Annotated in this window: 13 protein-coding genes and 2 tRNA genes; 3 read left to right on the top strand and 12 right to left on the bottom strand. The window is 53.3% G+C overall.

The genetic code is table 11. The features are described from left to right. Together LBJ36_02650 and LBJ36_02645 are read left to right on the top strand one after the other, a co-directional pair. Window positions 1-201: hypothetical protein (locus LBJ36_02650; GenBank protein ID MDR1377935.1), on the top strand; the 201-nt coding region annotated here is incomplete at its 5' end. 336 nt (window positions 202-537) lie between these two features. Further along, window positions 538-861 carry a hypothetical protein gene (locus tag LBJ36_02645; GenBank protein MDR1377934.1) on the top strand — a complete coding sequence of 108 codons (324 nt, stop codon included), beginning with the start codon at window positions 538-540 and terminating at the stop codon, window positions 859-861. A 25-nt stretch (window positions 862-886) separates the two neighbouring features. On the opposite strand, the gene LBJ36_02640 is transcribed toward LBJ36_02645, so the two are convergent. From LBJ36_02640 to LBJ36_02620, 5 genes are all read right to left on the bottom strand, one after another. After that, entirely contained in the window at window positions 887-1,090 is a 204-nt protein-coding gene (locus LBJ36_02640) for an Arm DNA-binding domain-containing protein (protein ID MDR1377933.1), read from the bottom strand. Between the two features lie 243 nt (window positions 1,091-1,333). Beyond that, window positions 1,334-1,416 (bottom strand) — tRNA-Leu (locus tag LBJ36_02635). Between the two features lie 19 nt (window positions 1,417-1,435). Further along, window positions 1,436-1,510 (bottom strand) — tRNA-Val (locus tag LBJ36_02630). A 156-nt stretch (window positions 1,511-1,666) separates the two neighbouring features. Continuing rightward, window positions 1,667-4,711 (bottom strand): efflux RND transporter permease subunit, encoded by a 3,045-nt coding sequence (locus LBJ36_02625; protein MDR1377932.1) that lies wholly within the window; start codon window positions 4,709-4,711, stop codon window positions 1,667-1,669. A gap of 10 nt (window positions 4,712-4,721) precedes the next feature. Next, window positions 4,722-5,813: an efflux RND transporter periplasmic adaptor subunit gene (locus LBJ36_02620; protein MDR1377931.1), complete on the bottom strand. Its 1,092-nt coding sequence runs from the start codon at window positions 5,811-5,813 to the stop codon at window positions 4,722-4,724. Window positions 5,814-6,189: 376 nt separating this feature from the next. On the opposite strand from LBJ36_02620, the gene LBJ36_02615 reads away from it, so the two are divergent. Further along, window positions 6,190-7,404: a 6-phosphofructokinase gene (locus LBJ36_02615; protein MDR1377930.1), complete on the top strand. Its 1,215-nt coding sequence runs from the start codon at window positions 6,190-6,192 to the stop codon at window positions 7,402-7,404. A gap of 97 nt (window positions 7,405-7,501) precedes the next feature. Here LBJ36_02615 and LBJ36_02610 read toward each other — a convergent pair whose 3' ends face one another. From LBJ36_02610 to LBJ36_02580, 7 genes are all read right to left on the bottom strand, one after another. Next, complete coding sequence (locus tag LBJ36_02610) at window positions 7,502-8,263, bottom strand: hypothetical protein (GenBank protein ID MDR1377929.1); 762 nt, start codon at window positions 8,261-8,263, stop codon at window positions 7,502-7,504. A 24-nt stretch (window positions 8,264-8,287) separates the two neighbouring features. Then, window positions 8,288-9,808, bottom strand: a complete 1,521-nt coding sequence (locus LBJ36_02605; protein MDR1377928.1) for a DUF1538 domain-containing protein — start codon at window positions 9,806-9,808, stop codon at window positions 8,288-8,290. 287 nt (window positions 9,809-10,095) lie between these two features. Then, a complete protein-coding gene (locus LBJ36_02600) occupies window positions 10,096-11,484 on the bottom strand; it encodes an aspartate kinase (protein ID MDR1377927.1) in 1,389 nt (462 codons plus the stop codon). Further along, on the bottom strand, window positions 11,484-12,182 hold the full coding sequence (gene dapD, locus LBJ36_02595) for a 2,3,4,5-tetrahydropyridine-2,6-dicarboxylate N-acetyltransferase (GenBank protein ID MDR1377926.1): 699 nt from the start codon (window positions 12,180-12,182) through the stop codon (window positions 11,484-11,486). Before dapD ends, LBJ36_02600 begins: the two co-directional genes overlap by 1 nt. A 41-nt stretch (window positions 12,183-12,223) precedes the next feature. Next, window positions 12,224-12,892 (bottom strand): 4-hydroxy-tetrahydrodipicolinate reductase, encoded by a 669-nt coding sequence (locus tag LBJ36_02590; protein ID MDR1377925.1) that lies wholly within the window; start codon window positions 12,890-12,892, stop codon window positions 12,224-12,226. Between the two features lie 131 nt (window positions 12,893-13,023). After that, window positions 13,024-13,395, bottom strand: a complete 372-nt coding sequence (locus LBJ36_02585; GenBank protein MDR1377924.1) for a hypothetical protein — start codon at window positions 13,393-13,395, stop codon at window positions 13,024-13,026. Between the two features lie 251 nt (window positions 13,396-13,646). Beyond that, entirely contained in the window at window positions 13,647-14,468 is an 822-nt protein-coding gene (locus LBJ36_02580; GenBank protein MDR1377923.1) for a 5-oxoprolinase subunit PxpA, read from the bottom strand. Window positions 14,469-14,488 lie beyond the last annotated feature (20 nt).

The following is a 14,488-nucleotide window of genomic DNA, read 5'->3' as shown; positions in this document are numbered from 1 at the left end:
GATAAAGACGAAATCGAGGACGAGGAAATGGCAAAAGCAACTGAGTATGTTTTGGAGGCTCTCTCACTGAGCGTTATCCCTTTACCTATGACGGGATTGAAGCGAGCTCGTCGTTCGTTAAGTTTGTGGAGGGGGGGCGAAAGCGAGGAAGGCGACGGGGTAAAGGCAGCCAAGAATATGGTCGGGATACCTGTAAAATGAAAAAGGGAAGATGATATAATAAGAGCCGCAGAGAAGGGCCTGCGGGCTCCTTGAAGCAGTAAATCTAACCGTCACCGGCTACTGGATGTAACACCAGAAAATCAGCACTACGATCCAGCAGACAGCAGAGGCAATAAGAAGAACCTTGGTCGGGTACTTATTGCCTCTGTGGCTTTTCCAGCGACGTATCTGCTTTCGCATCTCACATCACCAGATTCCTCAGGCAAGTTTTCCCCTTGACGCCGCCTGCTTGGCATCGGGTTACCCTTCTGGATACATTATAGCAGCGCACTATTCGCGGCCCCGCAAGGGACCTTTTTCATTGGAGGTGAACGCATGTACGAAGGTAATAAGGAACTATCCGGGAAAACCGGCGCGGAGAAGAAAAAAGCTGCCGTGGCGAAGATGAGCGAACTCATTGACTTACCCTACGTCCCAGAGTGGCTGGAGGACCTCATCGAGCCGGCTCTGTACGGCGTGGCGATCGACGCGGTCTGTAACCTTTTCAACATTCTCACCAATCACAGTTTCAAAAATGTACAACTCACCTCTGAGCAGGCAACGAAGGCAGTGGCCTTGACCGAGGCCGAGCCCTTCCTACCCCACGAGTCCGCGCTCCCCGACGACGTTCTGGAAAGCATGACTGCTACGGGAACCTAGACGAGAGGACGAGAGATTGAACGTCTTACACGCGAAGTATATAGACGATGGAATCCATATCGATGCCAATGGGTTTACCTGTATCAAGGAATTTACGGAGAGCGGCGTTCTTTTCACGCGCTTCCTTCAGCGTGACGCCGGGATACGGACCGGTAGATGTGCGGCGCTCTTTCTTGTTCACCCAATAGCGAATGATCCAGTACTTCTTGCCATTGGATCGGACTTCCAGAGAGAGCCCCTTGCCGTCGGAGAGAAGATAAGTTTTTCTTCCGGTTTTGCTTGCTTGATCATGAGTTTAATTAGCGCCATGTTTTCCACCACCGTATAAGGAATATTTTTATACATTTTATTATACTGTGTTGCCTTGAGTCGATGGGGATTTATAGAGATACGTAGAGGATACTTAAAATGGAAAACCCTGCTTTTGGCAGGGTTTTAAATAAACTCAGAATAATATGAAATACCATTTTAATGCCGGGGGGGAGACTCGAACTCCCATGAGATTGCTCTCGGTGGATTTTGAGTCCACTGCGTCTACCATTCCGCCATCCCGGCACTTTTACACTTATTTTCATGGTGGGCAATAGAAGAATCGAACTTCTGACCTCTTCCGTGTCAAGGAAGCGTTCTACCTCTGAACTAATTGCCCAATATCACAAATAACTTTATAAATCCATAGAACACAAATAATTATATCAAGGAGGCTAGTTTTGTCAAGGTATAAGGAGTTTCTCGATCAGGATGGATATACAAGGATGGAGAACCAGCCCCGCCCAAATCCCACCATAAAATTGGACTTTTATAACTATTTTCCGAGTCGCAATCTCCACACAATGTTGTAGATCATGGGGATGATGTAGAGGGCCAAAATTCCTCCGCCCACAAGGCCGCCTGTCATAACCACGGCCATGGGGGCTTTGAGCTGCGCGCCCTCGCCAGTGGACACGATCATGGGCACCAGGGCCACCAGGGTGGTAAGTGTAGCCATGAAAATAGGTCGAAAGCGTGTGATGCTGGCTTCCAAGATGGCGCGGCGATAGTGTATGCCCTCTCGACGGCGCATCTCCGCGTAGTCCAAAATAACAATGGCATTGTTTACCGTAATACCCACCATCATGACGATGCCCAAGAGGGCGAAAACTGTAAGATTACTGTTGGTAACCAGCATCATGGGGATAATGCCCACTGCTGCCAAAGGCAGCGTCGCCATCACAATAATCGCGAACACCCAAGATTCCAAAAGCCCCGCCACCATCAAAAACGTGATGCTGACCGCCAGGACCAACACCGTCACCATGCTAGCATAGTTCTCGTTGATGTTGCGGATGTCTCCGCCGTAATTCAGACGGTATCCCGAAGGCAAGTCAATGGCGCTCAGTTTAGGCTGCAACTCCATCATGATCTCCCCCACGGAAATTCCCCGACCCATGTTGGCGTCCACCGTAACCTTGCGCTGCCGGTCCTCCCGGTTGATAGCGGTAGGACCTGTTCCGGGGCGAACCTCCATTAGGTCGTCCAGAGGCAAAAACCCCACCGGGGTCCGCACAGGAACCCCCGTCATTTTATCCACGCTCTTGGTCCATTTGCGCGGCAGCTTCACCAGAATGTCGTATTCCTCTCCGGCCTCGCGGTACTTCCCAGCCTCGTAGCCCGTCAAGTAACCGTTGACCTCCGTGGCCACCTCGCCGAAGGAAAGTCCCAGCCTCCCCAATCGGCGGTAGTTTGGATAAAAACGGACCTCCTCGCGCCCCATCTTCCAGTCGGATTGGACGTCCATCACTCCTCGAGTGCCGTACATGGCGGCCATAACTTCCTCGGCAACGCGATTCAGCTCGCCGGTATCTGCTCCGATGATGGAGACGGAAATGGGTTTGCCGCCTCCACCACCTCCCATGCTGCTGGCCCCGGAGATGGCTACGTCCGCGTCGGGTAGAGGCGCGAAGTGTGCGCGCCAGTCTGCCACGATTTCAAAAACAGAGGGCCGCGCGGTTTTGTCTTCGATCAAGTAGACGTAGACAGTGCCAGCGTTAGTGCCGCTCATACGCCCACCTCCCACTCGGGAACGGTAAAAACGAACATAGGGAAATTCGCTCACATAGTTCTCGATCTCCCTGAGAACTTCGTCAGTGTTCTTCAGGGACGCTGTGCTGGAGAGTTCTACGTCAATGTTGATGCGCCCTTCATCCTCTCGGGGCATGTAATCGAAACCGATGAAGGACGTTCCCCGATAGGCCGCGAAACAGAGCGCCGCCACCACCAGAAACGAGACGATCGGATGACGCATGCAACTCTTGCTCAGACCTACGTGCAACCGCCGAAGTTCGTCGAAAAAGACCTGCCACCAGCTTGTCGTAATCCGTGCGAAAAGCGACAACCGGGCTTTTGGCTCGCCGCCTAAATAGGCTGTCACCATAGGGGTCAGGGAAAAGGCGGAGTATAGGGACACCAGGGTGGTAAAGACCACAGTCAGGGCGAATTCGTTGAACATCTGCCCCAACATGCCCCCCATGAAGGCGATGGGGATGAAGACCCCCAGATTTGTGCCCACGCTGGCTAAAACAGCCACGGAGATTTCTCCCGCTCCCCGCTCCGAAGCCTCCAAAGCGTCATAACCCATCTCCCGATAGCGGTAGATGTTCTCCAAAACCAAAATGGCATTGTCCACCAGCACCCCTACTGAAATGGCCAAGCCAATGCTGCTCATCATGTTAATAGTAAAGCCATAGAGAAATTGGACGATGAAAGTGGCCACCAAAGAAGTGGGAAGGGTTAGAACCGCGGCCAGAGTAGCTCCAAAACGTTGTAAAGACAAATAAAGCACCACAGAGGTCAAAAGTGTGGCCATCAACATGTCTGAGATGACGTTTTTGATGGAGTTGTTGATATAAACGCTATTATCGAAAATGACCTCCAGGCGCATTCCCTCCGGCAAAGAGGGCTGGACCTGTTCCAATTCCCGATAAACCTGCTCCGCCAGAGCCACCACGTTGGCGTTGGGGCGAGCCACCAAATCTAGCGTCACCGCGGGGATCCCATTGAAGCGCGACAGTCGGCGCTCTTCCTCCACCGTGTCTTTGATCTCGCCCAAGTCCCCCAGGGTGATGCTGGATCCGTTCGCCAGGGTCAAGGAGATGTAGCCCAACAGAGAAGGATCTTCCACTTCTCCCGTGAAACGCAGGGAAATTTCCTTGGCTCCCAAAGCGATCTGGCCCGCGGGCTCGTTGCGATTGGATCTTTTGATCAGCTCGGCCAGACGGGTGATACTCAGGTCGTGGGCCTTCAGAGAAAGAGGATCGACTTCCACATGAATTTGCCGGTCGAGTCCGCCGATGACCTCCGCCGTAGCCATACCAAAGAGCTGAGTCAACCGTTTAGCCACCTGCTCCTCCACGATGTCGCGTACCTGTGAGGTGGGCAGGTCGGAAATTGCGACCATCGACATAAACGCCCGCGCGTTGATGTCGAACTTGGTGATGGAGGGATCTTTGGCCCCGTCGGGCAGGCTCAAAGCGCGCACCTGAGTGGCGATGTCCATAGCGGCCTGGGTGTTGTCCACGTCGTTTTCCAGCTCCACCACCACAATACCGTTGCCGTTGCGGGCGAAGCCGCGAATGGTTTTGATGCCCTCTACCCGGGCGATGGCGTCCTCGAAGGGTTTTACCAGAGTGGATTCCGTCTCCGCGGGACCGGCCCCTTCGTATTCAGCCCGGACCATGACCACCGGAATATCCATTTTAGGCAAAAGAGCCACTCCCATGTTCAAGTAGGCGTAGCTTCCTAAAAGAATCAGCACAAGTGTAATAACGGTCGTCAAAACCGGCCGTCGAACAGAACTGCGTATCAGCCACATGGTTCAGAACTTAGCTTTCCTGGATCCAGATTTTAGCGCCGTCATACATGCGGTCCGCGCCTTTCAAAACCACTTTTTCCCCGCTTTCCACCCCGCTCAGGATGTGGGTCTGACCCTGCTCGTTGGTGCGTCCTTTCTGGACGACACGCTCGATAGCCACGTCTCCAGAGCAGATATAGACCTTGGCCTCCCCTCCTATTGCCCGAACACTCTCGTAGGGGACGACTACCACGGTATCACTCTCCTCGATGAGAATCTCGGCCTCCACGGAGGCGCCCACACGAAGCTCGATCTCCTTCGGGTTCGCGCCCGCCTTGTTTTTCACGTCGAGCACCACGCTGTAAAGTCCCGTGACCGCATTGGCCATCGGATCCACCCGCTTCACCGTCGCCGTCTTCCACAAGCCCGAGGGTGTCAGATAACGGGCCCTCTCCCCGTTTTTGACCGTAGTGATGTAACGTGGAGAGAGGTCAATAGCGATTTCAAATTGTTGAGGATCGCCGATGACAAAAAGAGGTCTGCCCGCGCTGGCTAGAAGGCCAATCTCCGCGTTCCTCTGCATGACGACTCCATTAATAGGTGAAGTCACTTTGTGACGCGCCAGCTCGCTCTGAAGCTGTTGTAAAGAGGCACCCGCCTCCTTGTACTGCGAGAAGACGTTTTCCACATCCTGTTGACTGGAGCCTCCAGCCTTTTGAAGCTCTTGAGTGCGCTCATACCTCAAGGATAATTCGTTGTAACGCGCTTCCGCGGCTTGAGCTCTTTCGGCGGCTCTGCGGGAGTCTAAGGTCGCCAGAACCTGACCTCGCTTGACCGTGTCGCCCACCTCCGCGGAAAGTGAGGTGACGTATTCCGCCTGGGAGGCGTAAATTTCCGACAAACCCGATGTGCGCACAGTGCCATAAAGAGGCAACCAATACTCCCACTGGCTTTGAGAAGCGAGCCAGCTCGTGACCGGCATTCCGTTGCGTTCGCGAATAGCGGAGATGCTCACGGCCTCGGAGGGCGTGGGGCGATTGAAGATACGCCAACCCATCAATCCAGAAGCCCCCGCCAACAAAAAGACAATAACAACCTTCGCTACGTTCGATCTTTTGCGCATTATTCACACTCCTTAAACAGACAACTAGTAAAGAACGAGCCGTATAGTTATGCTAAGCTTCGGTCCAATCGCTTAGTTTTTTTCACCGCAAGAGAACACGAGAGAGCGCGAAAGAAATAAAATATAAAAACATCACTATTCAAAGAACAATATTCCAATTTTCTCTCCCCTTCATAAAATATTTGCATTATACTCGTATTTTGTACGTTGTGCGAAAAAACGCACTGGGTCTCAGGAACTCTTGCCTCCTTAAACATAAAATCATGAAAAGACGAGGGCTTTGTGCTTCGGCTGGAGGAAATTCTCTTAAAATTGATTATAATCGTGTCAAACAATAGTCTGTAAAATAACATCCTAGGAAGGGACGGAGAAGCGTATGGGTAAGCTGAGGAACATCGGCATCATCACGTCGGGGGGAGACTGCGGAGGACTTAACGCCGTGGTGCGCGGAGCGGCGAAAGTAGCCTCGTCGAGGGGGATCGGGGCCTACATCATCCCTAGTGGCTATGCGGGGCTTTATAACCTAGTGGATTTCAACAGCCTGGTGCTTCTGGACGAAGAACGCACCGATCATGTGAATTCCGCCTTCGCCGGGAGCGACGCGGGCCATAGCCGCGTCAAGATCTCGAAGATCAACGATCCCGGCAAGTATGACCGCATCCTTCGGGGGCTGCGTAAGTTCGAGATCGACGGTCTGGTGATTTCGGGCGGAGACGACACGGGCGGAGTGGTGGTGGACCTGGTGCAAAATGGCATCCCCTGTGTCCACGCCCCAAAAACCATGGACCTGGATTTGCAAACCTATTCTGTGGGGGGAGATTCGGCCGTCAACAAAATCGCCCGGATCGTGGAGGATATCAAGACCACGGGGAAAACCCACAACCGTATCATGATTGTGGAGGTGTTCGGCCGTTACGCCGGGCATACGGCTTTCCTCGGCGGAGTGGCGGCGGACGCGGATTGCATCCTGATACCGGAGGTGGCCGTGGACTTCGACGTGGTCTACGGACACATGAAGCACCATTACATGCGGCGCATCATGAACTCTGACGTAAACGCGGGAACCTACGTCATGGTGATAGCTGAGGGCATTCGTGGCGAGGATGGGAAGGTTTTTTCGGACAGCGGCGACGGAACGGATTCCTTTGGGCACAAAAAACTGGCGGGTGCCGCTCGTTTCGTCCGCCAACGCCTTGAAGATATGATGAAAAAAGACCCCGATATTCATGATTTTATGCAGAAGTCAGGAATGTTCGTGCCTGGCGTCTTCGAGATTCCAGAAGTCCGCGAGGTGCTGCCCGGGCATATGGTGCGTAGCGGCTCCACATCGGCCTACGACGTCAACTTCGGCAAACAGATCGGCGCGGCTGCCGTGATCTTGTTGGACGAGGGCTTCAGCGGCGTGACGGTGGTCGATGCCGATAACGGGACAATACGCTATATTTCCACGAAAGAAGCCATAGAACAACGATTTGTGGACGAAAACAAGGTGACGTACCACGAGCAGATGGACATCTGTTTCGGCCGCAAACCCCACAAATACGTTCCCGTCATCGAAAAGTGCGAGAGACCCATCAAGCGTTTCCTATAGGAAGTAACAAAGCAACAAAATTAAGAAACAACAAAAACTGGGGGGCCTCAAGCCCCCCTTTATTCGACATATTTAACGGCTGGATGTCAGGATGATGTCAGGATTCGGATTCTTCCGCCTGTTCCAGATAGGGTTGCAATCCCTCCACTCCGCTGACGGGCAGAGAGAACGTGACGGCGCCGGCAGGGGTTTCTATGCCGGCCTTTTCGGAGATGGCTCGCATGATATCGCGCTTTCGATCGTTTTCGGCCAAAATTATAATCACTTCTTTTTCGGGATGGATACTCACGCCAAAAAATTTTTCCACCCCGGACAAGGCGAACCCTCTGGCATGGATAATGGTGCCTCCCGTGGCCTTGGCGGTGCGCGCCGCTTCCATTACCTCCTGGTTGTAACCACGGTTGACAACGGCAATGATCAATGAATGTTCAAATGAATGTACCACTTCGTCTTCTTCTCCTCCTCGCGTCATTTTTTCCTCTATTTCTCCGTCGGGAACGGTTTCCACGGACTTGCGCACACAAGCCCCATTCAGAGGAAGGGTGAACGCGATGCCGTGTCCCGGCCGTTTCAGCTCTAGGGTCTCGTCAAATTTTGAAAGGACGTCTCGTGCCTCGGCGGTGGGCATGACACTCAACAAAACCATTTTCTCCGTTTGCCCCAACCCTAAATAATCCAGCATTTTGGAGCTGGCGGTCCCCTTGCCCAAGACCATCAGGTTGAACGAGGCGTTCCGGTCCTTAAAAAAGTCTGTTACTTTTTTGCCTTGCCCCCTGTCGCAAATCGTGATCAACAGGGACAAAGAAGAAAGTGAATCAGAAGAAAGCGAACCACTTTGTGTACTACTTTCGTACTCCATTCTGTTTTTTCCTTTCTGCCAGCTTTAGCGCACGAATTTCCTCGCGTCCGCGGTGGGCTCCTCCGCCTCAAATTCAAGCGCCGCCGCGCGCATTGCCCTTTTAAGCCTCATATTATATAACACACCAATCAATTGGAGCGTAATGGGAGGCATCATAGCAATCATACCGACCACGCCGAAGGCGTCGATCATAACGTTGCCGCCCAGGCTCTCGCATACCCCAATCGTGAAGGGCAACACGAAGGCCGCGCTCATCGCCCCGGCGGCGACGCCTCCCGAGTCGAAACCGATCCCTACGAAAAAACTCGGAACGAAAAACGTCAGAATCAAGGCCAAAAAATAACCCGGCAACATGAACCACCAGATCGAAAGACCCAGTAACATCCGCACCATAGCCAACGCCAGAGCAATGCCCACGCCGATAGCCATAGCGAAGAGGAGGGTACGCCGGGAAATGGCACCGTTGGTGATTTCCTCGACCTGTTTTGTCAAAACATGGACGGCCGGTTCAGCGACCACCACACAAGCACCCACCACAAGACAGATAGGCACCAGAATCCAGTTGTTTTCTAGAGCCCCCATGCTTTCACCCAAGAATTTACCAGCCGGCATAAAGCCTCTGTTGACCCCCGCCAGGAAAATAGTGAGTCCGAACAAGAGATACAGGAGCCCTACGCCAATTTTGATCAGTTCCGTTTTAGAGAGCTTAAGGTGTGTGACCTGGAAAATCGCGAAAATGCCCACAATAGGAATGACCACCATCCCCACCTCCCAAAAGGAATGGATCAGGCCGTCGCCAAAAAGCAGCAGCATTTCTCCGAAACTCTCCACCGTGGAGGGAGTCGCGAATTCATGTCCGGTAGACTGGGAATCAAAAAACAACCCCGTGACCAACACCGCTAGAATGGGCCCTATAGAACAAATAGCGCAGATCCCGAAGTCATCGTTTTCCGAGCCCTTGCTGCTGTTGACCGCCGAGAATCCGGCCCCCAGAGCCAAAAGAAAGGGTACGGTAATGGGTCCCGTGGTCACAGCCGACGCGTCGAAGGCGACGGCCAGATAATCGGACGAGAAAACAGCTATACCAAAAGTCAAAGCGTACATGGCAATGAGCGCGTGAGACAACGTAAAACGAAATAAAATGCGCAACATGGCCAGCACCAAGAAAATGCCCACTCCCGCCGCGACGCTGCCGAGCAATGTCAAATTCGGCACCGAGGGAACCTGTCGCGTCATTACCTGCAGATCCGGTTCAGCCACTGTTACCACGAACCCGAACAAGAAACAACCGAAAATCAAGAGTTTTAAATTTCTTGATCGCAGCAGCGCCATGCCAATGTGTTCTCCCATCGGCATCATTGCCATATCGGTGCCCAGCGAAAAAAGCGTCAATCCAAAGATGAGAATCATCATTCCAAAGGCCATCAGCATCAAAGTTCCCATAGGCATGGGAACGATAATAAGGTGGATCAACAAAATAATGACTCCAATCGGTAACGCCGCCTGCAATGACTCCTTCAATTTTGCCATAAGGACTGTTTTCATTCTCGACTTCCTTTCGCGTAATTGTTCAAGCTCAGGGGGACAAAACCCGTTAGTGAAGAAACAGTGAAGAAACAGTGAAGAAACTAAGCGATCGGACACAGTTCGCTTCGCTCATCAGTCGCCTGTTTAGCGATCAAAATCGACCTCACTAGCCCCCTTAAACCCCCCAACGCCAATCCTTGCCAGACGAGAGCCAGCAACAATGGGCTTGAACGGTTACAATTTACCGTAGTATATCTCCCCATCGTCTCAACGTCTTCCGGCTTTTGTCGTACTACACGCAACTGTTACAATATATCCGTTAAGGCGAACGCCTCAGCCAAAAGAGCGACGGCCGCGTCCGCCTGAGACTCCTCCACCAGGACGGAAATGTTGATGTCGGAGGTAGAAATACCCAGTATGGCGATGTCTTTGGCCCGAAGAGCCAAGAGAACACGACCCGCGACTCCGGTGACGGCGTTCATTCCATCGCCCACGACCGAGACTTTTGCTACGGGCACTCCTGGCCCGATGGACCATCCTTCCTCCCCATTTTTCTTCATGTAGCCGCTCACGGCCTGAATCACCGCGTTTGCGTCGCTGCCCATCACGGATAAAGTCAAAAACGACAGTTCGTCGTCGCCGGCGGTGGAAATCATGTCAAGATTCGCTCCTGCGGAGGCCAGGGCTTGGAAAATTTCTGACAGCATGTCTCCGTTTCCACGAATCCGTTTAATGAGAAACTTCATTTGACCACGCGCAACGGTCACGCCCGTCACTACGGGATTTTCCATCCACTCAGGAAGTTCTTTGACCACGTAAGTACCCCTTTCTTCGGAAAAAGTGGACGCGCAATAGAGTGTCACGCCATACTTGCGCGCCAGTTCTACGGACCGCATGTGTAGCACCTTTGCCCCCAGCGAGGCTAGCTCCAGCATCTCCGCGTAGGTAATGTAGTCCAGTTTGCGCGCGCCCGGCACCTTGTTAGGGTCGCAGGTGAAGATACCGGGCACGTCGCTGTAGATTTCACAAACCGCCTCCAGGCCCGACGAGACGGCCTTCGCCGCGATGGCCACGGCCGAGGTGTCCGATCCCCCTCGCCCCAAAGTCGTTAAGTCGCCATTAGGGGTCACGCCCTGGAAGCCTGTAATGACCACAACACTGTTCTCTTCGAAACTTCGCCGCAGAAGAGACAGATCAATGTCCCTAATACGCGCGTTGCTATGGTGTCCCGTGGTCTCGATGCCCAATTGAAAGGCGTTGCGGGACGTGGCCGCAACCCCCAAGTCCTGGAGCGCCATAGCCAAGAGCGCAGCCGAAACCTGCTCCCCTGTCGCCAATAGCATGTCCATTTCCCGCGGAGACGGAGCGGAGGATACCTCCTTTGCCAAGGCAATCAATTCGTCCGTAGTTTTACCCATAGCGGAAACCACCACGGCCATTTTAAATTCGCCTTGTTCAGATGTCTGCTCGGATATCTGGATACGGTTTTTGATGCGCAACGCCACATTTTTGATCTTTTCCGGCGTAGCCACGGAGGACCCGCCATACTTCTGTACCACCAGCAAAGAAAGGTCCCCATTCTCAAGGTTCGTGTTCATGGGGCTCTCCTCTTTGTTCAGTTTTTTGTTCAGTTCTTTATTCAATTTTTTATTCAGTTCTTCGTTTAGTCTACTGTTTTGTAGCGTCTCTGCCATTACAGTTTCCTCAGATCCTCAACGATTTTGGTCTTAGAGACAGTTTGCTCATCGACGCTCTTGACGATTTGGGCGGGGGATCCCGCTACGACGGATCCCGCCGGCACATCCCGAGTCACCACCGAACCCGCCGCCACAACGGAACCCTCCCCGACCTGGACCCCTTCGAGGATGACGGCGTTAGCTCCCACCAACACGTTGTCACCAATCACCACAGGGATGGCGGAGGCTGGTTCCACGACGCCGGCGATCACCGCGCCCGCTCCGATATGACATTTAGCTCCGACGCGGGCTCGTCCGCCCAGGACGCAATTCATGTCGATCATGGTTCCCTCGCCGACGACCGCGCCAACGTTGATCACGGCACCCATCATCACGATGGCGTTCTTGCCGATCACCACCTTGTCCCGGATGATGGCGCCCGGTTCGATCCGAGCTTCGTAGCGTGTCAGGTCCGCCAGGGGCACGGCGGAGTTACGCGCGCGAACCTCTACGTCCGAGGTGATAAGACGGGACTTGTATTTCGACAAAGCCTCCACGATCAGCTCGTAATCCCCATAGACTGTTCCGAAATCCGCTCCACCCACAAATTTCAACTCACACCAGTCCAGTCCTTTCAGGTCTCCGGCCACGAAGGCGCGGGCGAGGGTTCGTTTTTTGGATTCCTTGATCAGGCGGATGACTTCCTCAGTGCTTATTTCATTCATATTCTCATTCATATTCTCATTCATGTTCTCATTCATGTTCGTTCCTCCGTTTTTCTAGTTTTTTTCAAGACGTCCTCGAACGTATAAAAGCCTTTTTCCGCCTCCGCGACGAAGAGGGCGGCGCGCAGAGCTCCTAGGGCAAAAACGTTGCGGGCCAGTGCCCTGTGGGTAAAGGTTAGCACTTCTCCGTCGTTTGCGAAACGGACGCTGTGATCGCCTGGCACGCCCCCTAAGCGCAGCGAATGAGTGGGGCAGTTTCGCCCCGTGGCGTCCCGCAGAAAGATTGCCGTGCCAGAAGGTGCGTCTTTTTTCTTGTTGTGGTGTGTTTCCTCAATTTCCAGGTCCCAGTCGGACAACAGGGGAGCGTAGTCCCGCAGGATCATCTTTAGAACGTTGACCCCCATGGCAAAGTTGTAACTTTGCACTACGGCTACTTCTTTGCCCAGATCCCTCAAAAGGGCGAAATGTTCTTCTTTCAGCGCTGTAGTCCCTATCACCAGCGCCGTCCCGTGGGTCTTGCACAGCTCCACCGTTCCGGGCAACGCCGTGTAAGAGGAAAAGTCCACCAAAACGTCCAGAGTGCCCTTGCGTTCTATTCCTGCCAAGTCCGAGGTCAAGGTGAGTTCGTGGCCCTCTTGTCCGAAAAGCCTCACAACCTCTTGCCCCATACGTCCAGAAGCTCCGACGATTCCGTACTTTATCGTTTTTGCCATCCTACTTTGTCCTCCTTGTTCTCATTCGTCCATATTTAAACTCAGGGGGGCAGAGCCTGTTTGGCCGATTCGCTCCCCTGAGTTTGAATGGTCTACTCGAATTTCTCGCGAAGCGCTTTCTAAGTAAAGGTGACAGAAATCGACAACTGCTTCAGGGTCGCCGGGGTCTCATCCTCGTTGGCTAACGTGAATCGGACGCTTTTGCTGAAAGCGAGGTTTAGGGGTCTTTTGTAGCTCAGATTTGCCAAGCCAGAGAGCTTTACGCGCGCCGAAGTCTTCGCGCCGTTATCGACATACACGTAGATAAACAACTTACCCAGTTTATGTCCGATCTTGACAAGTACGTCCAACGATTTCGGGGCCAAGGCCAATTCGGAACGTCGTCCAGAACCGGGCATTTCTTTCAGTAAAACTTCACCCGACGCGGTCACGCCCTTGACGGCGACGTCGCCGGGCAGGGAAAAACGGGAAATGTTATCGCTGGAGACCACCTCTATATAAAGTGGTCGTTTCGAGGAGGAATTGCCGTATGAGGAATTGCCGTATTTCGAGAGGTTGAGAAACGCCGCCTCGACGCTTCCTGTAATTAAGAAAATTGATAAAAAAATTGATAAGAAAATTAAAAAGAAAGAACACGCGAGAAAAAACAGACATCTTATGGCACTTTTCCTTGCCAAACCCTTCTTTGTCAAACTCCTCTCCGGCAGATTCATCCCCCCGTCACCTTACTTCCCTCGAAAAGTTACGATCCCGTCGAGACGGTAAATTCTGTCGAAGGAGCCTCCGAGGGCCAGGACTTCAGAATTTTCCGCAGACCGGAGATGGTGAAACTGTTAGCCTCCAATACCTCCTTGAGCGCAAAAGCCAGCTTCGTGGAGCCGGCGTAACTGCCATGAATGCCGATCGAAGACACTTTCATCGGCACCGTGGCCCCGCTAGAGGTCAGAAGCACGCCTTCTTTGAGCAACCGCAGCATCCGGTCGGCGGCAACCACAGGGTCAGTCACCACGTCGCCCCGTTCGCCACTGGGGATCAGAGAGCCGTCCTCACGATAACCTCGGTCCGCGAACACTTCCCCCGCGAAAGTCAGTCCCACATCGGCCGCAGCGCGCTCAAAACAGGTACCGTTTTGCCCTAGGAAGACGATGCTCTTGTCCGTATCTCTGATGGCGCAGGCAATAGACTTAGCCACGGCCAACTCCGCGGACGCCCTTCGGTAAAGCGCTCCGTGAGGTTTCACGAAGTCGAGTTTCACGTTATTCGCCTGACAAATCGCTGACAGGGCACCTATCTGGTAAAGGGCATAAACGTAAATTTCGTAAGGTGTCATGTTGATATCGCGCTGTCCGTAGCCTTGGAGGTCCGGGTAACCGATGGTCGCGCCGACGCTCACGCCCGCGCGGCGAGCCGAGGCCACAGCAGCCTGCATAACAATAGGATCGCCCGCGTGAAACCCACAGGCGACCGCTCCAGAACTCACAATGCGGAGCATCGCGTCGTCCATTCCCCTTTGCCAAATACCGAAACTTTCACCCAATGTGCTGTTCAGGTCTACCAAAGGCATGTCGCAACCTTCCTCCCCAA

It is taken from the genome of Synergistaceae bacterium, assembly GCA_031267575.1.
Taxonomy (GTDB): Bacteria; Synergistota; Synergistia; order Synergistales; family Aminobacteriaceae; genus JAIRYN01.
The sequence above is the reverse complement of the archived record's forward strand: the minus strand, read 5'-3'. Positions and strand labels throughout refer to the sequence as shown.